At 59.7% G+C, this 20990-nt stretch carries 19 protein-coding genes; 14 read left to right on the top strand and 5 right to left on the bottom strand.

What is annotated here, in order from left to right; all coding sequences use genetic code 11:
- Positions 1–272: 272 nt before the first annotated feature.
- From rpsF to CKW29_RS08375, 6 genes are all read left to right on the top strand, one after another.
- Entirely contained in the window at positions 273–695 is a 423-nt protein-coding gene (rpsF, locus tag CKW29_RS08350) for a 30S ribosomal protein S6 (protein ID WP_095078155.1), read from the top strand.
- A gap of 28 nt (positions 696–723) precedes the next feature.
- Positions 724–954, top strand: a complete 231-nt coding sequence (gene rpsR / locus CKW29_RS08355; RefSeq protein WP_002551829.1) for a 30S ribosomal protein S18 — start codon at positions 724–726, stop codon at positions 952–954.
- A 36-nt stretch (positions 955–990) separates the two neighbouring features.
- Positions 991–1884 (top strand): hypothetical protein, encoded by an 894-nt coding sequence (locus CKW29_RS08360; RefSeq protein ID WP_095144750.1) that lies wholly within the window; start codon positions 991–993, stop codon positions 1882–1884.
- 19 nt (positions 1885–1903) lie between these two features.
- Entirely contained in the window at positions 1904–2350 is a 447-nt protein-coding gene (gene rplI, locus CKW29_RS08365; RefSeq protein ID WP_027617542.1) for a 50S ribosomal protein L9, read from the top strand.
- A 122-nt stretch (positions 2351–2472) separates the two neighbouring features.
- Entirely contained in the window at positions 2473–3870 is a 1398-nt protein-coding gene (gene dnaB / locus CKW29_RS08370; protein ID WP_095144751.1) for a replicative DNA helicase, read from the top strand.
- A gap of 152 nt (positions 3871–4022) precedes the next feature.
- Positions 4023–6326, top strand: coding sequence for a YgiQ family radical SAM protein (locus tag CKW29_RS08375; RefSeq protein ID WP_095144752.1), 2304 nt, complete (start codon positions 4023–4025; stop codon positions 6324–6326).
- Between the two features lie 348 nt (positions 6327–6674).
- On the opposite strand, the gene CKW29_RS08380 is transcribed toward CKW29_RS08375, so the two are convergent.
- Positions 6675–6854: a hypothetical protein gene (locus tag CKW29_RS08380; protein WP_095144753.1), complete on the bottom strand. Its 180-nt coding sequence runs from the start codon at positions 6852–6854 to the stop codon at positions 6675–6677.
- A 68-nt stretch (positions 6855–6922) separates the two neighbouring features.
- Positions 6923–7510: a TIGR00730 family Rossman fold protein gene (locus CKW29_RS08385; RefSeq protein ID WP_095144754.1), complete on the bottom strand. Its 588-nt coding sequence runs from the start codon at positions 7508–7510 to the stop codon at positions 6923–6925.
- A gap of 343 nt (positions 7511–7853) precedes the next feature.
- Here CKW29_RS08385 and azu point away from each other — a divergent pair, with 343 nt between their 5' ends.
- Positions 7854–8303: an azurin gene (gene azu / locus CKW29_RS08390; protein ID WP_095078162.1), complete on the top strand. Its 450-nt coding sequence runs from the start codon at positions 7854–7856 to the stop codon at positions 8301–8303.
- A 296-nt stretch (positions 8304–8599) separates the two neighbouring features.
- On the opposite strand, the gene nadE is transcribed toward azu, so the two are convergent.
- The 3 genes from nadE to CKW29_RS08405 form a co-directional block, all read right to left on the bottom strand.
- Entirely contained in the window at positions 8600–9427 is an 828-nt protein-coding gene (gene nadE / locus CKW29_RS08395; RefSeq protein ID WP_095144755.1) for an ammonia-dependent NAD(+) synthetase, read from the bottom strand.
- 4 nt (positions 9428–9431) lie between these two features.
- Positions 9432–10658: a nicotinate phosphoribosyltransferase gene (pncB, locus tag CKW29_RS08400; protein WP_095144756.1), complete on the bottom strand. Its 1227-nt coding sequence runs from the start codon at positions 10656–10658 to the stop codon at positions 9432–9434.
- Between the two features lie 145 nt (positions 10659–10803).
- Positions 10804–11715, bottom strand: coding sequence for a LysR family transcriptional regulator (locus CKW29_RS08405; RefSeq protein ID WP_095144757.1), 912 nt, complete (start codon positions 11713–11715; stop codon positions 10804–10806).
- 164 nt (positions 11716–11879) lie between these two features.
- Between CKW29_RS08405 and CKW29_RS08410 the strand changes: the two genes are divergently transcribed.
- The 7 genes from CKW29_RS08410 to CKW29_RS08440 all read left to right on the top strand — a co-directional run bounded on the left by CKW29_RS08410 (position 11880) and on the right by CKW29_RS08440 (position 20290).
- Entirely contained in the window at positions 11880–13370 is a 1491-nt protein-coding gene (locus tag CKW29_RS08410; RefSeq protein ID WP_095144758.1) for an aldehyde dehydrogenase family protein, read from the top strand.
- Between the two features lie 166 nt (positions 13371–13536).
- Entirely contained in the window at positions 13537–14820 is a 1284-nt protein-coding gene (locus CKW29_RS08415) for an FAD-binding oxidoreductase (protein WP_095144759.1), read from the top strand.
- A gap of 364 nt (positions 14821–15184) precedes the next feature.
- Positions 15185–16318, top strand: coding sequence for a branched-chain amino acid ABC transporter substrate-binding protein (locus tag CKW29_RS08420; protein ID WP_095144760.1), 1134 nt, complete (start codon positions 15185–15187; stop codon positions 16316–16318).
- A gap of 167 nt (positions 16319–16485) precedes the next feature.
- The gene (locus CKW29_RS08425; RefSeq protein WP_095144761.1) at positions 16486–17400 is read left to right on the top strand and encodes a branched-chain amino acid ABC transporter permease LivH; all 915 of its coding nucleotides are present in this window, start codon (positions 16486–16488) and stop codon (positions 17398–17400) included.
- Positions 17401–17403: 3 nt separating this feature from the next.
- On the top strand, positions 17404–18705 hold the full coding sequence (gene livM, locus CKW29_RS08430) for a high-affinity branched-chain amino acid ABC transporter permease LivM (protein ID WP_095144762.1): 1302 nt from the start codon (positions 17404–17406) through the stop codon (positions 18703–18705).
- Complete coding sequence (locus tag CKW29_RS08435) at positions 18702–19574, top strand: ABC transporter ATP-binding protein (RefSeq protein ID WP_095144763.1); 873 nt, start codon at positions 18702–18704, stop codon at positions 19572–19574. The genes livM and CKW29_RS08435 overlap by 4 nt, the downstream gene beginning before the upstream one ends.
- Positions 19571–20290 carry an ABC transporter ATP-binding protein gene (locus CKW29_RS08440; protein WP_095144764.1) on the top strand — a complete coding sequence of 240 codons (720 nt, stop codon included), beginning with the start codon at positions 19571–19573 and terminating at the stop codon, positions 20288–20290. The genes CKW29_RS08435 and CKW29_RS08440 overlap by 4 nt, the downstream gene beginning before the upstream one ends.
- Positions 20291–20990 lie beyond the last annotated feature (700 nt).

Raw genomic sequence — 20990 nt, forward strand, 5'->3', positions numbered from 1 at the left:
ATCACCGTGGGGCATCAGCTTCCCCGTGTTTTCGTTGACAACCTTCGTCGGAACGCCGCCCGGAGCAAGCCCGCTCCTACAGTGCCTTGTAGTGTCGGTGGTTGCTCAAATAATCGCCAATTGTCTTGCGCCTCTCCTGTCCCTTCTCTACAATTGCGCCCCTTGCTGTGACGGCAGGCACGCATGTGTCTATCGCCGGCAAGTCCATAAGTGTCATTCACTCCTTGTCTGACCGCTTTTGAGCGGCAGGCTACAACCCGTAAGGAGCATTCATGCGTCATTACGAAATCATCTTTCTGGTCCACCCTGACCAGAGCGAGCAAGTCGGCGGCATGGTTGAGCGTTACACCAAGCTGATCGAAGAAGACGGCGGCAAAATCCACCGTCTGGAAGATTGGGGCCGTCGTCAACTGGCCTACGCAATCAACAATGTTCACAAGGCTCACTACGTGATGCTGAACGTTGAGTGCACTGGCAAGGCCCTGGCCGAGCTGGAAGACAACTTCCGCTACAACGATGCAGTGATCCGTAACCTGGTCATCCGTCGCGAAGAAGCCGTTACCGGCCAATCCGAGATGCTCAAGGCTGAAGAAAACCGCAGTGAGCGCCGTGAGCGTCGCGACCGTCCTGAGCACTCCGACGCCGAAGGCGTTGAGGGTGATGACAGCGACGCCAGCGATAACGCTGACGAGTAATCCACGGACCTTTTGAGGAGCCAATTACATGGCACGTTTCTTCCGTCGTCGTAAATTCTGCCGCTTCACCGCTGAAGACGTGAAAGAGATCGATTACAAAGATCTCAACACTCTGAAAGCTTATGTATCCGAGACCGGCAAAATCGTTCCAAGCCGTATCACCGGTACCAAAGCTCGTTATCAGCGTCAGCTGGCCACCGCTATCAAGCGCGCCCGCTTCCTGGCCCTGCTGGCCTACACCGACAGCCACGGCCGCTGAGACCGGGCAGTCGACACGTAGCAAAGGATTGAATGCATGCGCGCCATAGCAGAGTTCATCATGCGCGGCCGTATGCAGGCCACTCTGGTAGTGGCTGGATGCGCGGCATTGCCGTTGTTGTATTGGTTGGGTGCTGCCGCCGGGAGCCTTGTGCTGCTGCGGCGCGGATTGAAGGACGCCCTGGGCGTTCTTGCTCTGGGGATACTGCCGGCCTTGATCTGGTGGCTGTATTCCGATGATCCACGCGCACTCATGGTGCTGCTGGGGTCTTCGGGCCTTGCGTTGGTTTTGCGCGCAAGTGAGTCCTGGAACCGCACGCTGCTGGCCAGCGTAGCGATAGGAGTGGTGTTTTCAGTGGTGCTGGGTGCGGTTTTCCGCCCTCACATCGAGTTGCTGTCGCAGGAGCTTGTAAAGATCCTGCCGATGGCCCTTGGTGACCTCTACCAACAATTGTCGGAAGAGGAGCGAGCGCGTCTTGCCGCCCTGATTGCCCCAGTCCTGACCGGCCTGATAGCGGCCTTGCTGCAAATCGTCAGTTTGCTGAGCCTGATTGTCGGGCGCTACTGGCAGGCGTTGTTGTACAACCCCGGTGGTTTTGGTCGCGAATTTCGCGCCATCCGGATCCCGCTGGGGCCGGCGATGTTGCTGCTGGCGTGCATGCTTGTGGGGCCGAACTTCGGTACCCAGATGGCCATGTTGACGCCGTTGTGCAGCGTACCGCTGGTGTTCGCCGGGCTGGCCCTGATTCATGGGCTGGTGGCTGAAAAGCGACTGGCCAAGTTTTGGCTGGTGGGGTTGTACGTAACGCTGTTGCTGTTTATGCAACTGATCTATCCGTTGCTGGTGGTCCTGGCCATTGTCGACAGCCTGATTGATTTTCGCGGTCGTTCGACGCCGAAAGACGCCGATAACGCGAACGGTGAAGGTTAAAAGTTAAGAGGATTTTCACATGCAACTGATCCTTCTGGAAAAAGTCGCCAACCTGGGCAACCTGGGCGACAAAGTGAACGTTAAGGCTGGTTACGGCCGTAACTACCTGCTGCCTTACGGCAAAGCTACCGCTGCGACCGCTGCCAACCTGGCTGCGTTCGAAGAGCGTCGCGCTGAGCTGGAAAAAGCTGCAGCAGACAAGAAAGCTTCGGCTGAAAGCCGCGCTGCCCAACTGGCTGAGCTGGAAGTGACCATCACTGCCACCGCCGGTGACGAAGGCAAGCTGTTCGGTTCGATCGGTACTCACGACATCGCTGATGCACTGACCGCCTCTGGCGTTGAAGTTGCAAAAAGCGAAGTTCGTCTGCCGAACGGCACCATCCGCAACGTAGGTGAATTCGACGTAGCCGTGCACCTGCACGCTGAAGTTGAAGCCACCGTACGCGTTGTCGTGGTAGCAGCTTAAGCAGCACTTATCGGCTGGTACCCTTGGGTACTTGCCGGTAACATCGGGCACGATCCTGTTTACAGGTCGTGCCCTTTGTCTTTCTGCGGTTCCTGATTTTCTACAACTAATTCCAAGTGGCCATGAACGATATCTCCGCTCCTGAGCAATACGATCTGCAAACCGCCGCGCTGAAAGTGCCGCCCCATTCCATCGAGGCCGAACAGGCTGTGCTCGGTGGTCTGATGCTGGACAACAACGCCTGGGAACGCGTGCTCGATCAGGTCTCGGACGGTGATTTCTATCGTCATGACCACCGCCTGATCTTCCGTGCGATCGCCAAGCTGGCCGATCAGAACTCGCCGATCGACGTTGTGACCCTGGCCGAGCAATTGGACAAGGAAGGTCAGACCTCGCAAGTCGGCGGCCTCGGCTATCTGGGCGAATTGGCGAAAAACACGCCGTCGGTCGCCAACATCAAGGCCTATGCCCAGATCGTTCGCGAGCGGGCGACCCTGCGCCAACTGATCGGTATCAGCACTGAAATCGCCGACTCGGCGTTCAACCCGGAAGGTCGTACCGCGGCCGAGATCCTCGACGAAGCCGAACGGCAGATCTTCCAGATCGCCGAGGCGCGACCGAAGACTGGCGGCCCGGTGGGTGTGAACGAGCTGCTGACCAAGGCCATCGACCGTATCGACACCTTGTTCAACACCGATAACGCCATCACCGGCCTGTCCACCGGCTACACCGACCTCGACGAGAAGACCAGCGGCCTGCAGCCGTCGGACTTGATCATTGTCGCCGGCCGTCCGTCGATGGGTAAAACCACCTTCGCGATGAACCTGGTGGAAAACGCCGTATTGCGCAGCGAGAAAGCCGTCCTGGTCTACTCCCTGGAGATGCCAGGTGAATCGCTGATCATGCGTATGCTGTCTTCCCTGGGTCGGATCGACCAGACCAAGGTCCGTGCCGGCCGCCTGGAAGATGACGATTGGCCACGCCTGACCTCGGCGGTCAACCTGCTCAATGACCGCAAGCTGTTCATCGACGACACCGCGGGTATCAGCCCTTCGGAAATGCGGGCGCGGACCCGGCGTCTGGTACGTGAGCACGGCGACATCGGCCTGATCATGATCGACTACCTGCAGCTGATGCAGATCCCGGGCTCCAGCGGCGACAACCGGACCAACGAGATTTCCGAGATCTCCCGTTCCTTGAAGGCCCTGGCCAAGGAATTCAACTGCCCGGTGGTGGCGCTGTCCCAGCTCAACCGCTCCCTGGAGCAGCGTCCGAACAAGCGTCCGGTGAACTCCGACTTGCGCGAATCCGGTGCGATCGAGCAGGACGCCGACGTGATCATGTTCGTGTACCGCGACGAGGTGTATCACCCGGAAACCGAGCACAAAGGCATTGCCGAGATCATTATCGGCAAGCAGCGGAACGGCCCGATCGGCTTCATCCGCCTGGCCTTCATCGGCAAATACACCCGATTCGAAAACCTGGCGCCGGGCAGCTATAACTTCGACGACGACGAATAAGTTGTGCAGGGGCCTTGTGGCGAGGGCATTCCTTTTGCTCGGGACCCTACTGCAAGCAGTCACCGCAATTTCCGACCATAGCCGTCGGAATTGGTCAAAATTTGTGCTATATTCCGCGCCCGCGATTTTTCATCTCAACACCGGTCACCGTCATGCAAACAGCCAAGCCGTTATTTGACTATCCCAAGTACTGGGCCGAATGCTTCGGTCCAGCGCCATTCCTGCCAATGAGCAGGGAGGAGATGGATCAGCTTGGCTGGGATTCCTGCGACATCATCATCGTCACCGGTGATGCGTACGTCGACCACCCGTCGTTCGGCATGGCAATCATTGGCCGGCTGCTGGAGTCCCAGGGCTTCCGCGTCGGGATCATTGCCCAGCCGAACTGGCAGTCCAAAGACGACTTCATGAAGCTCGGCGAGCCGAACCTGTTCTTCGGTGTCGCGGCCGGCAACATGGACTCGATGATCAACCGCTACACCGCCGACAAGAAAATCCGTTCCGATGACGCCTACACCCCCGGTGGCATGGCGGGCAAACGTCCGGATCGCGCGAGCCTGGTGTACAGCCAGCGCTGCAAGGAAGCCTACAAGCATGTGCCGATCGTCCTCGGCGGCATCGAAGCGTCCCTGCGCCGCATTGCCCACTACGATTACTGGCAGGACCGGGTACGCAACTCGATCCTGATTGACGCCTGCGCCGACATCCTGCTGTACGGCAACGCCGAGCGGGCCATTGTCGAAGTTGCCCAGCGCTTGTCCTACGGGCACAAGATCGAAGACATCACCGATGTGCGCGGCACCGCGTTCATTCGTCGCGACACGCCGCAAGGCTGGTACGAAGTGGACTCCACCCGTATCGACCGTCCGGGCAAGATCGACAAGATCATCAACCCGTACGTCAACACTCAGGACACCCAGGCTTGCGCCATCGAGCAGGAGAAGGGACCGGTCGAGGATCCGCAGGAAGCCAAGGTCGTGCAGATCCTGGCCAGCCCGCGCATGACCCGCGACAAGACCGTGATTCGCCTGCCTTCGGTGGAAAAAGTCCGTGGCGACGCGGTGCTTTATGCTCACGCCAACCGCGTGCTGCACCTGGAAACCAACCCGGGCAACGCTCGCGCATTGGTACAGAAGCATGGCGAAGTCGACGTCTGGTTCAACCCGCCGCCGATTCCGATGACCACCGAAGAGATGGACTACGTATTCGGCATGCCTTACGCCCGTGTTCCGCACCCGGCGTATGGCAAGGAGAAGATCCCGGCCTACGACATGATCCGCTTCTCGGTGAACATCATGCGTGGCTGCTTCGGTGGCTGTACGTTCTGCTCGATTACCGAACACGAAGGCCGGATCATCCAGAACCGTTCCGAAGAGTCGATCATTCGCGAAATCGAAGAGATCCGCGACAAGGTGCCAGGTTTTACCGGGGTGATTTCCGATCTGGGTGGCCCGACCGCGAACATGTACCGCATTGCCTGCAAGAGCCCGGAAATCGAATCCGCGTGCCGCAAGCCATCCTGCGTGTTCCCCGGTATCTGCCCGAACCTGAACACCGACCACTCGTCGCTGATTCAGCTGTACCGCAGCGCCCGTGCCTTGCCGGGTGTGAAGAAGATCCTGATTGCTTCAGGCCTGCGCTATGACCTGGCGGTCGAGTCGCCGGAGTACGTCAAGGAGCTGGTGACCCACCACGTCGGTGGTTACCTGAAGATCGCCCCGGAACACACCGAGGAAGGTCCGCTCAACCAGATGATGAAACCGGGCATCGGCAGCTATGACAAGTTCAAGCGCATGTTCGAGAAGTACACCAAGGAAGCGGGCAAGGAGCAGTACCTGATTCCGTACTTCATCGCCGCCCACCCGGGCACCACCGACGAAGACATGATGAACCTGGCCCTGTGGCTCAAGGGCAACGGTTTCCGCGCGGACCAGGTGCAGGCGTTCTACCCGTCGCCGATGGCCACCGCCACCGCGATGTACCACTCGGGCAAGAACCCGTTGCGCAAGGTCACCTACAAGAGCGACGGCGTGACCATCGTCAAGAGCGAAGAGCAGCGTCGTCTGCACAAGGCGTTCTTGCGTTACCACGATCCGAAAGGCTGGCCGATGCTGCGTGAGGCGCTGATCCGCATGGGTCGCGCCGACCTGATCGGGCCGGGCAAGAACCAGTTGATCCCGCTGCACCAGCCGGCCACCGACAGCTACCAGAGCGCCCGTCGCAAGAACTCGACGCCAGCCGGTAGCCATAAAGTGGCGAAAGAGCAAACCACCAAGATCCTCACCCAGCACACCGGCCTGCCGCCGCGTGCCAGCGATGGTGGCAATCCGTGGGACAAGCGTGAACAGGCCAAGGCCGCGGCATTTGCCCGCAACCAGCAGGCCGCCAAGGAGCGCAAGGACGCAGCCAAAGGCAAGGGCCCCAAACCCGCCCGTAAGCCGGTCGTGCCGCGCTAAGCCGCGCGTGCTCCAAGCAAGACGCCAACCTTCGGGTTGGCGTTTTGCGTTCTGATCGTGCTTTTGTCGTGGCGAGGGGGCTTGCTCCCGTTGACCGGCCGGCGTTCGGATGCAGCGGGCGCAAAATCGATGAGCGCGCCGGGCCTGATAAAGTGCGGAAGCCGGTGTCAGGAGTGTGTCGTGTGACAGCGCGAGTCACCGGCCTTGTCACAGGTCCGTGATCGGCCATTGCCGAATGCTTTACAGGTGGGTAGGCAGTGGGAGAGGGCTGCGAGGGTCGGCAACGTCACTGCCGACCCCGGACGCAGATCCTGGTGGGCCTGATCAGATCATCAGGCCCTGAGGGGCTCAGGCGTCGGGCGCCTGGTCTTTCGGTGCATCAACATCGTCTGTTGCCGTCACTTCACCCTCAGGGTTCAGTGCAGCGTCTTCAGCGGTTGCTTTCTTGCGCTGAAGCTTTTCCTCTTTCTTCTGCTCCTTGGCCAAGTCTCTCTGACGTTTGGCGAAGGAATAATTGGGTTTGGCCATGGGCGATCCTCTGGGGTCGAAGGTGAGGTTGAGCGGCGCGTATTCTGCCTTTAAACCGGGGCCATGGGTTAGCCGGGTTTTTGCCCGGCCCATTTTGGCGCGACTACCGGTTGCCAGGCATCCAGCGCGTCCAGCAGATTCGCCGGCGATTCGCTCGTTTGCAGCATGTCACGGTGCTGCTCGCGAACGAAGCCTTCGCCGACGACATGATCAAGAAAAGCGGTCAGTTTGCTGTAGAAACCGTTCACTTCCAACAAACCCAGCGGTTTGCCGTGATAGCCGAGTTGGCCCCAGGTCCAGACTTCGAACAGCTCCTCGAACGTCCCCAGGCCGCCAGGCAGAGCGATGAAGGCGTCGCTCAGCTCGGCCATGCGCGCCTTGCGGGCGTGCATGCCGTCGACCACTTCCAGGCGTGTCAGGCCCTTGTGCCCGATTTCCTTGCTCTTCAGGCTTTCGGGAATGATCCCGATCACCTCGCCACCCGCCGCCAGCGCAGCATCGGCGACGATGCCCATCAGGCCGACCGCGCCGCCACCGTACACCAGAGTCAGCTTGCGTCGGGCAAGCTCCTGGCCGAGCGCGATGGCCGCCTCCCGATAGGCGGGGTTGGTGCCGGTGCTGGCACCACAGAACACACAAACAGACGCTAAAGACATGCCTTACTCCATGGTCAGTGACGAGCGCAGAGTAATGGCTGGGGCGTGTCGCTCCAAGGGCTAATCCTCGCGACGAGGAGCTTCACAGGTGCCGCTGGCACCACAGGCGTAGGCGGCCAGCAGGCTGTACAACAGGCTATCGATGGACATGGCAGGTACTCCGCAGGAGGAACAATGAGGCGATCTTAGGCCTGGGCGCGCTGTCTGGCTGGTAGATTGTTTCGATGAGTGTCATAGCCTGAAACATGTATACAATTGTTGACTCAAGACATATGAACTTTCAGTAAATTCAGGCAGTCTTTACGCCATACGGATTTTGATAACCCTGCCTTGGAGATTCACCATGTTTGCCAAACTTGTTGCGGTATCCCTGTTGACGCTGGCCAGCAGCCAATTGATGGCGGCTGAAAAGTGCTCGATCGACGTCGATTCTACTGATCAGATGTCCTTCAACACCAAGGACATCACCATCGACAAGAGCTGCAAGGAATTCACCATCAACCTGGGCCACTCCGGCAGCCTGCCGAAGAACGTCATGGGCCATAACATTGTGGTGAGCAAAGATGCGGACATGCAACCGATCGCCACTGATGGCCTGAGCGCCGGCATCGACAAGAACTACCTGAAAGAAGGTGATGCACGCATCATCGCCCACACCAAAATCATTGGTGCTGGCGAGAAGGACTCCGTGACCTTCGATGTGTCGAAACTCAACGCTGCCGAAAAATACGGTTTCTTCTGCTCGTTCCCGGGCCACATCTCGATGATGAAAGGCACGATCACCCTGAAGTAATCGATTCCGGCTCATAAAAAAGCGTCCACTCGGGATAATGCCGATCAGTTAAGGAGATGAGGTCGAATGTGTAGGAGCGAGCGTGCTCGCGATGAACTCAAGAGCTACGCGATTACTCAGAAAATACGCGTAATCGTTAACGTCCATCGCGAGCACGCTCGCTCCTACACAGGTCGGCGTTCGCTTAACTGATTGGCATTGTCCACTCGGGACGCTTTTTTTGTGCCTGGCGTTTGACCTCCTGATCGTTCATCGCGAGCAAGCTCGCGATGGCGTCGGCTCAGGCACCCCACCGATCAAGGCGCGAACGGCATCACACGCTTGTGGTGGGTCTTTCTGTACGTGTCACAAATGATCTTGAACGCTTCCTCGCGTACCGGCTCACCATGCAGGAAGGCGTCGATCTCGGCGTAGGTCACACCGTGGGACGCTTCATCCGGCTTGCCGGGTGCCAGGTCTTCGAGATCGGCGGTCGGGATTTTTTCCACCAGCGACTCCGGTGCGCCGAAGCTGCGGGCAATCGCCCGGACCTGGTTTTTCACCAGGCCGCTCAAGGGGGCCAGATCGCAGGCGCCATCCCCGAACTTGGTGAAGAACCCCATCACCGCTTCGGCGGCGTGGTCGGTGCCAATCACCAGGCCATGGGCGGCACCGGCAATGGTGTACTGGGCAACCATGCGCATCCGCGCCTTGGTATTGCCCAGCACGAAATCCACGGACACCGCCTGCTTGCCTTCGAAGGCCGCGACTTCATTGGCCAGGGACTTGACCGCCGGGCCGATGTTGACCGTGTGGCGCTCATCCGGGGCGATGCAGTCCAGCGAGGCCTGGGCTTCGTGCTCATCGAACTGGGTCTCGTACGGCAGGCGCACGGCGATGAATTTGTAGCTCGCATCACCGGTGCGATCACGCAGCTCACGCATGGCACGCTGCGCCAGCAGGCCCGCGGTCAGCGAATCGACGCCGCCGCTGATACCGAGCACCAGAGTCTTGAGCCCGGAATTGAGCAGGCAGTCCTGTATGAAGCGGATCCGCCGCGCGATTTCAGCTTCCAGGGCGGCCTGGTCGGCGAATGGCGGTTGGACCTTGAGCTGTTCAGCAATCTCACGCTGTACGGCTTGCATGAATTCACTCCTTGCTTGAAATGCCAGATAGGGCGGCAGGTACTTGAAACACATGTCGCAAATAGGCGACGAAATTCGGGTCTTTGCAGTGTGTCTTCCCAGGTTCGTCGGAGATCTTGGCGACGGGCTGGTCATTGCAGGCTGCCATTTTAAGCACGATGCTCATCGGGTCGACACCCGGAATGTCGCACGTCAGGTTGGTGCCAATGCCGAAGCTGACATTGATCCGACCGCGCAGCGCCCGGAATATCTCCAGCGACTTGGGCAGTGTCAGGCTGTCGGAGAATACCAGTGTCTTGCTCATCGGCTCGATACCGAGCTTATGGTAGTGGGCGATGGCTTTTTCGGCCCAGATGATCGGGTCGCCGGAATCGTGGCGTAAGCCGTCGAACAGCTTGGCGAAATACAGGTCGAAATCGTTGAGGAAGGCATCGGTGGTGATGCAGTCGGTCAGGGCGATACCCAGTAACCCACGGTACTCGCGCACCCAGCAATCCAGCGCGGCGATCTGGCTGTCGATCAGGCGCGGGCCCAGTTGCTGGTGGGCCATGATCCATTCGTGGGCCATGGTGCCCAGTGGCTTCATGTCGAGCTCGCGGGACAGATGCACATTGCTGGTGCCGACGAAGCGCCCGGGGAAATCGTGCTTGAGCACGTTCACCACTTCTTCCTGCACGCGGTAGGAGAAGCGTCGACGGGTGCCGAAGTCGGCGACCTGCAGATGCGCGAGTTCATCGGCGCTGGCATTGGCGCTTAACCAGTCGAATTTGCGATACAGCTGTTCGCGCACCTGCTCCATGACAATTTCACGGTAGCGATAGCGGTTGCGTACCTCACTGACAATCGCCAGCAGTGGCACCTCGAACAGAATCACATGCAGCCACGGCCCGCGCAGGCGGATAAACAGTTCGCCGTTCTCGATGCCGGTGTGGATGTAGCGCAGGTTGAAGCGAAAGAGCCCGAGAAAGCGTAGGAAGTCCGGCTTGAGGAAGCTGATACGCTCCAGGAAACCCAGCTGGTCGGCGCTCAGGCTCAACTCGGCGAGGCGTTCGAACTGAAAACGGATCTCCGCCAGATAGGGGCGCAGGTCCTCGCTGTTGCGGCAGCGAAATTCCCATTCGACTTCCACGTTGGGGTAGTTGTGCAGCACCGCCTGCATCATGGTCAGCTTGTAGAAGTCGGTGTCGAGCAGGTTCTGCACGATGCGATCGGCAAACACACTCTCGCTCATAACGGGTATCTCCAGGCGGGCCGCAGCCTGTGGCGGCGACGTTGCAGCGGTATCAATGAAAGGGACTAGTGGCGCATATCCGCGGTGGGTAGTGCCAGCGATTTTTTAGACGATGGCTTCCTTGCCACAGGTCTTGCGCAATGCATTAGTTGCGCAGCAACTCCGGGCTATCGATCTGCTCCAGCATCCACTTCACGAAATCACGCACCTTGGGCACTTCCGCCGAGTGTTCGGGGTAAGCCAGGTAATAGGCATCGCTGCTGGGCATTGCATGCTGCCAGGGAATGACCAGTTTGCCGTCAGCCAGTTCCTCCTCCACCAGGAACCGGGGCAACAGGGCGACACCGCAGCCGACTTGCGCCGCACGGATGCACATGTAGAAGGTTTCGAAGCGCGGGCCGTGGTAGCTGTGCTCAGTCTGGTAACCCTGGCTGTCGAACCAGTCGTGCCAGGCTTGTGGCCGCGAGGCATTTTGCAGCAGCACCAGGTCGGTGAGCTGGGTCGGGTCGGTGAACGGCTGATCCGGCAAGCTGCCGGGTGCGCACACCGGCACCAGTTCTTCGCCGAACAGTTTCAGGCTCTCGGTGCCGGGCCGTGAGCCTTGGCCGAAGTAGAACGCCAGGTCGCTGCGCCCTTGCAGCAGGTCGTCAGCCTCCTGCTCATTGCACAGGTCCAGGTGAATCTGCGGATGACGCAGGCGCCAGCCCTTGAGGCGTGGCACCAGCCAGCGCGCGCCGAAGGTAGAAGGCGTGGATACCCGCAGGACTTCCGTCTCGCCGCCGTAGGAGCGCAGGTAATGCGTCGACATCTCGACCTGCGTGAGGATTTTTCGGACTTCAACCAGATACAAATCCCCAGCGGGGGTCATTTGCAGGCGTCGGCGCACCCGGCGGAACAGCAGGTGCTGCAGCAGCTCTTCCAGTTGGGCGACCTGTTTGCTGACGGCGCTCTGCGTCAGGTTCAGCTCTTCAGCGGCGCGGGTGAAGCTCAGGTGACGGGTGACCGCCTCGAAGCACTGCAGGGCGGTGATCGAGGGCAGGTGGCGTTTATTCAGCATGGGAGGTCCCTTGTTCTTGTTGCAACGCTTTGCATGAATAAACGGAATGATATCTCGCCTAATCGTCGTTTGTTGGCAAGTCTCGGGCCGGCTACAACTAAAGGCCTGTAGCCCCTTGTCAGCGGGCTGTGAATTTTCTGCTTTTCACCTTGAAGGAGTAACCCATGGTTGCCGCATTGCTTGATCGTTTGGGGGTGAACCCGGCCCTGTACCAGAACGGCAAACAGCCCGTGCATTCACCGATCGACGGCAGCCAGATTGCCTCGGTGAACTGGGAAGGTGCCGCCGAAGTCGAGCAGCAGGTCAGTCGCGCCGAGCATGCGTTCGACCTGTGGCGCAAGGTCCCGGCACCGCGTCGCGGTGAACTGGTGCGCCAGTTCGGCGAAGTACTGCGTGAATACAAGGCCGACCTGGGCGAACTGGTGTCCTGGGAAGCCGGTAAGATCACTCAGGAAGGCCTGGGTGAAGTACAGGAAATGATCGATATCTGTGATTTCGCCGTCGGCCTGTCGCGCCAGTTGTACGGCTTGACCATCGCCTCCGAACGTCCGGGCCACCACATGCGCGAGTCCTGGCATCCACTGGGTGTGGTGGGGGTGATCAGCGCCTTCAACTTCCCGGTCGCGGTCTGGGCCTGGAATACCACCCTGGCGCTGGTCTGCGGCAACTCGGTGATCTGGAAGCCGTCGGAGAAGACCCCGCTCACCGCGCTGGCCTGCCAGGCACTGTTCGAGCGCGTAGTGAAAAACTTCAGTGATGCCCCGCCGTACCTGAGCCAGGTGATTATCGGTGGCCGTGATGCCGGCGAAGCGTTGGTGGACGACCCGCGTGTGGCCCTGATCAGCGCCACCGGCAGCACCCGCATGGGACGTGAAGTGGCGCCGAAAATTGCTGCGCGATTCGCCCGCAGCATTCTGGAACTGGGGGGCAACAACGCGATGATCCTCGGCCCAAGCGCTGACCTGGACATGGCGGTGCGAGCCATCCTGTTCAGTGCGGTCGGTACCGCCGGCCAGCGCTGCACTACCCTGCGTCGCTTGATCGCCCACGAGTCGGTCAAGGAAGAGATTGTCACCCGCCTCAAGGCGGCTTACTCCAAGGTGCGTATCGGCCACCCGCTGGAAGGCAACCTGGTGGGGCCGCTGATCGACAAACAGAGTTTCGAGAGTATGCAGGACGCGCTGGAACAGGCCTTGAGTGAAGGCGGCCGGGTGTTTGGCGGCAAGCGTCAGCTCGAAGGCCAGTTCCCGAATGCGTACTACGTATCGCCGGCCATCGTGGAAATGCCGGAGCAGAGCGACGTGGTGTGCAGCGAGACCTTCGCTCCGATTCTGTATGTGGTCGGCTACTCCGACTTTGCCGAAGCACTGCGCCTGAACAACGCGGTACCGCAAGGCTTGTCGTCGTGCATCTTCACCACTGACGTGCGTGAAGCCGAACAATTCATGTCGGCGGTGGGCAGTGACTGCGGCATTGCCAACGTCAACATTGGCCCGAGCGGGGCAGAAATCGGCGGCGCGTTTGGCGGCGAAAAAGAAACCGGCGGCGGTCGCGAATCGGGCTCCGATGCCTGGCGTGGCTACATGCGCCGGCAGACCAATACGGTCAACTACTCGCTGGAGCTGCCGTTGGCACAGGGCATCACGTTCGACTAGTTCTCGAGTCGAACCGTGACCCCCTTGTAGGAGCGAGCGTGCTCGCGATGAACTCAAAGGCAGCGCGTTTAATCAGCAAGCACGCGTTATCGTTAACGTCCATCGCGAGCAAGCTCGCTCCTACAGGTGAACTGTGTGTTGGTTAGGTTTCTGTTGGAGTCTGGCAATGCCGTTACGCGAAGAGTGCTTATGGGAAAAACTGACGCCGCAACGGCCTGACCGTGCGGCGCTCAAGGGCGAAGTGACGGCGGATGTCTGCGTCATCGGCGCCGGCTTCACCGGTTTGTCGGCGGCGGTGCATTTGCTGGAGCAGGGCAAAAGCGTCTGCGTACTGGAGGCCCAACGCTGCGGCCAGGGTGGTTCCGGGCGCAATGTCGGCTTGGTGAACGCGGGCATGTGGATCCCCCCGGACGAGATCGAGGCCGGGTTCGGCGAGGCGGTGGGCAGCCAGCTCAACCGGATGCTCGGTGCGGCACCTGCCTTGGTGTTCAGCCTGATCGACAAGTACAACATCGATTGCCAGCTACGCCGTGAAGGCACCCTGCACATGGCGCATAACGCCCGTGGCGAAGCTGATCTGCGCAGTCGCGAGGAGCAATGGAAACGCCGCGGCGCCCCCGTCGAGCTGCTCACTGGCGCTGCCTGCGAACAGGCCACCGGAACTAAAAAGATCGCGGCCGCGTTGCTCGATCGCCGTGCCGGCACTCTCAACCCGATGGCCTACACCAGTGGTCTGGCCAAGGCCGCGGCGGACCTGGGCGGCCAGTTGTTTGACCACTCGGCAGTCACCCGGCTGGAGCGCCAGGGCCAGCGCTGGTCGGTGCAAACCGCCCAGGGTTCGGTCATGGCCGAGCAAGTGGTGATTGCCTCCAACGCCTACACCGAAGGCGACTGGACCGAGCTGCGCCGTAACTTCTTCCCGGGTTATTACTACCAGGTGGCTTCCGCGCCGCTGACCGAGGAGGCGGCACAGCAGATTCTGCCCGGAGGGCAGGGGTCCTGGGATACCCGTCAGGTGCTCAGCAGCATTCGTCGTGACCAAGACGGCCGGCTGTTGCTCGGCAGTCTGGGCAACGGCAGCCAGAAACCGGCGTGGTTTCTCAAGGCCTGGGCCGACCGGGTTCAGCAGCACTATTTCCCGTACCTTGAACCGGTGGATTGGGAGTGCACCTGGACCGGCTGCATCGCGTTCACGCCCGATCATTTGATGCGACTGTTCGAGCCTGCACCCGGTTTGGTAGCTGTCACCGGTTACAACGGTCGTGGCGTCACCACAGGCACCGTGGTCGGCAAAGCCTTCGCCGATTACCTGTGTAACGGAAATCCTCAAGCCTTGCCGATTCCTTTCGCCCCCATGCAGCCATTGGCCGGGGTGGGCTTGCGCAGTTGTTTGTACGAAGCGGGTTTCTCCCTCTATCACGCGGGGCAGTGCCTGCGGATTGTCATTTGACCCGGTGAATTTGCTCCCGGACGCGGCGCTTTTCGGCGCAGCGACTAGCCTGTAGTGGTGCGCGTTGTAGCAGTGGCGCACCAGCAGTGTGCAGTTCGGTGACGCGGGCTGTTACAGGCTGGTTGCACGTCGTTTCTGCTGATGGTTGCAATACTGGCACGTAGAGGTTGCGCCTTTAAAAAATATTGGTTTCACCTTCTGCGGTTTAGACGGTTGCACGCCCAATGAAAAAGGGTCCGAGTCAGTCTAAATAACAATCAAGCAGCGACTTTTCTAAGAATAAAAAACCGATGGCACGCCCCTTGCTCTGAGCATTCAGTGAAGTCGCAGTGCCAACTATAAAAAAACCTTGGAGCACCACCTCATGTCCCAGACGTTTTACAAGAAAGGTTTTCTGGCCCTCGCAGTGGCAGCTGCATTGGGTGTTTCTGCGTTTGCTCAGGCTGACATCAAGATCGGCGTAGCGGGTCCAATGACGGGCGCCAACGCGGCATTTGGCGAGCAGTACATGAAGGGTGCACAGGCAGCGGCCGATGCGGTGAACGCAGCGGGCGGTGTCAACGGGGAGAAAATCGTTCTGGTCAAAGGCGATGACGCCTGCGAGCCAAAACAGGCAGTGACGGTCGCCAAGGACCTCACCAATCAGAAAGTCGCCGGTGTCGTCGGTCACTTCTGCTCGTCTTCGACCATTCCAGCGTCCGAGATCTACGACGAGGCCGGGATCATTACGATTACTCCGGGCTCCACCAACCCCAAGGTGACCGAGCGCGGTCTGAGCGCCATGTTCCGTATGTGCGGTCGTGACGACCAGCAGGGCATCGTTGCCGGCGACTACATCGTCGATGTGCTCAAGGGCAAGAAAGTCGTCGTATTGCATGACAAGGATACCTACGGTCAGGGCCTGGCGGACGCCACCAAGGCTCAACTGGTCAAGCGCGGTGTGGAACCTGTCCTATATGAAGGCCTGACCCGCGGCGAGAAAGACTTCAGCGCTGTGGTCACCAAGATCCGTGGCGCGGGTGCCGATGTGGTGTATTTCGGTGGCCTGCATCCGGAAGCCGGCCCGCTGGTTCGCCAGATTCGTGAACAAGGCCTCAAGGACGTCAAGTTCATGTCCGATGACGGCATTGTCACCGACGAGCTGGTCACCACTGCCGGCGGCGCGCAATACGTTGATGGCGTGCTGATGACCTTCGGCGCCGACCCGCGCATGCTGCCAGAGAGCAAGGCCGTGGTGGATGCGTTCCGCAAGGCCGGCACCGAGCCTGAGGGCTACACCCTGTACGCCTACGCTTCGGTCCAGACACTGGCCGCCGGTTTTAACGGTGCCAAGTCCAACAAGGGCGAAGACGCTGCCAAATGGCTGAAAGCCAACCCGGTCAAAACCGTGATGGGCGAGAAGACCTGGGATGGCAAGGGCGACCTGAAAATCTCCGACTATGTGGTTTACCAGTGGGACAAGGACGGCAAATACCACCAGCTCGAAAAACAGAAGTGACCTGAGCGTTTGAGCCGGTCGCCCCGATGGAGCGGCCGGCTGCAACGTGTCCGTGCAGTACCTGTCTTTTCTCGGAGAGCTGCACACGCCTCTGTATTTCGGTTGGCTGAACCCCAGGCCGTGGCAGCGGGTGCTTGTGCAGTCTCTCAAATGCGTGAGATTGCGTTATGGATGGTATTTTCCTGCAGCAACTGGTCAATGGCCTGACCCTCGGGTCGGTCTATGGCCTGATCGCCATCGGCTACACAATGGTCTATGGCATCATTGGCATGATCAACTTCGCCCACGGCGAGGTTTACATGATTTCCGCTTACCTCGCGGCAATCAGTCTGGCACTGCTGGCTTACTTCGGTATTGAATCCTTCCCGCTGTTGATGCTCGGTACACTGGTCTTCACCATTATCGTCACCGGGGTGTATGGCTGGGTCATCGAGCGTATTGCTTACAAACCGCTGCGCAACTCGACTCGCCTGGCACCGCTGATCAGCGCCATCGGTATTTCCCTGATCCTGCAAAACTATGCACAGATCAGCCAGGGCGCCCGCCAGCAAGGGGTCCCGACGCTGCTCACCGGTGCATGGCGGGTTGATATCGGCACTGGCTTCGTCCAGCTCACCTACACCAAGATCTTCATTCTGGTCGCGGCATTCGCCGGCATGGCGCTGCTGACCTACGTCATCAAGTACACCAAGCTCGGCCGCATGTGCCGTGCCACCCAGCAAGACCGCAAGATGGCCTCGATCCTGGGCATCAACACCGACCGGGTGATTTCCTACGTGTTCATCATCGGTGCCGCCATGGCCGCGCTGGCCGGTGTGCTGATCACCATGAACTACGGCACCTTCGACTTCTACGCAGGCTTCGTCATCGGTATCAAGGCCTTCACCGCTGCGGTTCTGGGTGGTATCGGCTCGCTGCCAGGCGCGATGCTCGGGGGGATCATTCTGGGGATCTCCGAGTCGCTGTTCTCCGGCCTGGTCAACTCGGACTACAAAGACGTTTTCAGCTTTTCGTTGCTCGTTCTTGTTCTGGTCTTTCGGCCTCAAGGCCTGCTCGGCCGTCCTCTTGTGTCGAAGGTGTAAGCAATGTCTTCAACCCATAATAAATCGATCGATATCAAACAAAGCCTGGTCGACGCGATTCTTGCCGGCCTCATTGCCCTGATTGTGTTCGGCCCGATTGTCGGGGTCGTGCTGGATGGTTACAGCTTTATTCTGGAACCCACGCGTGTTGCCTGGATCGTTGCCGTGGTAATGGCCGGTCGCTTCGCTCTGAGCCTGTTTCTGCAAACCACCAAGGGCCTGCAGATTCTCGAAGGCTTCGAGAGCACCGGCTCTGGCGTGCATGTGCTGGCGCCGGACTACAAATCGCAGCTGCGCTGGATCATCCCGCTGCTGATCGTGATCGCCGTGGTCTTCCCGTTCTTCTCCAACTCGTACCTGCTGGGGGTGGTGATCCTTGGGTTGATCTACGTGTTGCTCGGCCTGGGCCTGAACATCGTGGTCGGTCTGGCAGGGCTGCTGGACCTGGGTTACGTAGCGTTCTACGCCATCGGCGCCTACGGCCTGGCGCTGGGTTATCAATACCTCGGGCTGGGGTTCTGGACGGTGTTGCCGCTGGCGGCCATCACTGCCGGGCTGGCCGGTTGCATCCTCGGTTTCCCGGTGCTGCGTCTGCATGGCGACTACCTGGCCATCGTGACACTGGGCTTTGGTGAAATCATTCGCCTGATCCTCAACAACTGGCTGTCGCTGACGGGCGGCCCGAACGGTATGGCGGCGCCTTTGCCGACGTTCTTCGGTCTTGAGTTCGGCAAAAGGGCGAAGGAGGGCGGTGTGCCGTTCCATGAGTTCTTCGGTATCGCCTACAACCCTGACGTGAAGTACTACTTCATCTACGCCGTGCTGTTCCTCGTCGTGCTGGCGGTGTTGTACATCAAGGACCGCCTGACTCGCATGCCGGTCGGTCGTGCCTGGGAAGCCTTGCGCGAAGATGAAATCGCCTGCCGTTCGATGGGCCTGAACCACGTACTGGTGAAACTCTCCGCGTTCACCATCGGTGCCTCGACTGCCGGTCTGGCCGGGGTGTTCTTTGCCACCTATCAAGGCTTCGTCAACCCGACCTCGTTCACCTTCTTCGAATCGGCACTGATCCTCGCCATCGTGGTGCTCGGCGGCATGGGCTCGACCATTGGCGTGGTGATCGCGGCGTTCGTGCTGACTGTCGCCCCGGAACTGCTGCGCGGCTTCGCCGAATATCGCGTACTGCTGTTCGGCATCCTGATGGTGTTGATGATGATCTGGCGACCACGCGGCCTGATTCGCATCAGCCGTACCGGCGTGACGCCGCGTAAAGGTGCCATTGCCTATGAGAGGAAAACGTCATGAGTGAAGTCGTACTCTCGGTAGAGAAACTGATGATGCACTTCGGCGGCATCAAGGCCCTGAGTGACGTCAGCCTGAAGGTCGAACGCAACTCGATCTTCGCCCTGATCGGCCCCAACGGCGCGGGCAAGACCACGGTGTTCAACTGCCTGACCGGGTTCTACAAAGCCTCCGGTGGCAAGATCGAACTCAATACCCGTGGCGAGAAAACCAACGTCATCAAAATGCTTGGGGAGTCGTTCAAGGCGACCGATTTCGTTTCGCCGAAAAGCTTCGCCAGTCGGCTCTACTACAAGATGTTCGGTGGTACGCACCTGATCAACCGCGCCGGATTGGCACGGACTTTCCAGAATATTCGCCTGTTCCGGGAAATGTCGGTGCTGGAGAACCTGCTGGTGGCCCAGCACATGTGGGTCAACCGCAACATGCTGGCCGGCATCCTCAACACCAAGGGCTATCGCAAGGCCGAAAGCGACGCACTGGACTGCGCGTTCTACTGGCTGGAGGTGGTCGACCTGGTGGACTGTGCCAACCGCCTGGCCGGTGAACTGTCCTACGGCCAGCAACGCCGTCTGGAAATCGCCCGGGCCATGTGCACGCGGCCGCAGATCATCTGCCTCGACGAACCGGCCGCCGGCCTCAACCCGCAGGAAACCGAAGCGCTGAGCGCGATGATCCGTCTGCTACGCGACGAGCACGATCTGACCGTGGTGCTGATCGAACACGACATGGGCATGGTAATGAGTATTTCCGACCACATCGTGGTGCTGGACCACGGCAACGTGATCGCCGAGGGTGGGCCCGAGGCAATCCGCAACGACCCGAAAGTGATCGCCGCCTACCTGGGTGCTGACGAAGAGGAGCTCGTATGACCAAGGGTGCGATCCTCGAACTCAAGGCGCTGGACGTGTTCTACGGGCCGATCCAGGCCCTGAAGAAAGTCTCGTTGCACATTAACGAAGGAGAAACCGTGAGCCTGATCGGCTCCAACGGTGCCGGCAAGTCGACGCTGCTGATGTCGATCTTCGGCCAGCCCCGGGCGGCTGACGGGCAGATCATCTATCAGGGCGTAGACATCACCCACAAGTCGTCCCATTACATCGCCTCCAACGGCATCGCGCAGTCGCCGGAAGGGCGGCGGGTGTTTCCCGACATGACGGTCGAGGAGAACCTGCAGATGGGCACCATCCCGATCGGTGACAAGTACGTCGATGAGGATATGCAGCGCATGTTCGAGCTGTTTCCACGGCTCAAGGAGCGCCGCAACCAGCGGGCGATGACCATGTCCGGTGGTGAGCAGCAGATGCTGGCCATCGCCCGTGCCTTGATGAGCCGACCCAAGCTGCTGTTGCTCGATGAACCGAGCCTGGGGCTGGCGCCGATCGTGGTGAAGCAGATCTTCGCCACCCTGCGCGAACTGGCCAAGACCGGCATGACCATCTTCCTGGTAGAGCAGAACGCCAACCATGCGTTGCGCTTGTCGGACCGGGCCTATGTGATGGTCAATGGCGAGATCCGCCTCAGCGGCACCGGCAAGGAGTTGTTGGTGAACGAGGACGTGCGCAACGCCTATCTCGGCGGGCACTGAGTCAACGTGGTCATGCACAAGCCCCGACGAGCAATCGTCGGGGCTTTTTGCGTTTCCGCTCCAGCGTAGGCGCTATACATGGCCTCAATCATGAAAATGTGGAAAACAATCTTCGTAACCTGTCAAAGCGCGACATAAAGCCGCTGCAAACAGCTGTTTTCCCACAGTTTTGACTTGTCCCCGTTTGCTGTGGAGCTGGCTGTGGGTAACGTGGGTGCAACTCGTTGCAGGCCTTTATCTACGTGGCTTGCAGGTTGTTGGTTGTTTTTTGATCAGGTGCTTTTACGCGACCCCGAGCCTGTCTTGTCAACCTTTTTATTGGCAGGCAGTTGCACCCCGAAAGCCTTCGAACAGCCTGTGGATAAGTCTGTGGTTAAACTCTGGAAAGACTGCGCAAAGCAGCGCAATTGCTGGCTTGGCGCCATCGCCTGTCTGACTGATCGGTCGCGTTAAGCGGGGAGGGCTACACGTGAGGCCCGCCGGGTCAAGCAAAAAACTTTTCAATCTGCCCGCAAAGCCTTGTGGATAGCGGTGTTCAGGGTTTTGTACTTGCCCCCAAAGACTGTGGAAGGGGCTGTGGATAAGGTGCGTGCAACAGGCTGTGAGCCGCGGCGGGCGTGGCCCTGCAAGAGTTGGCTGTTTTTTGTACAGTAAACCCGAGGTTGCTGCTAGGAACGTGGCCGGGCATGCTGCCGGCTGA

It is taken from the genome of Pseudomonas sp. Irchel s3a18 (assembly GCF_900187535.1).
Lineage (GTDB): Bacteria > Pseudomonadota > Gammaproteobacteria > Pseudomonadales > Pseudomonadaceae > Aquipseudomonas.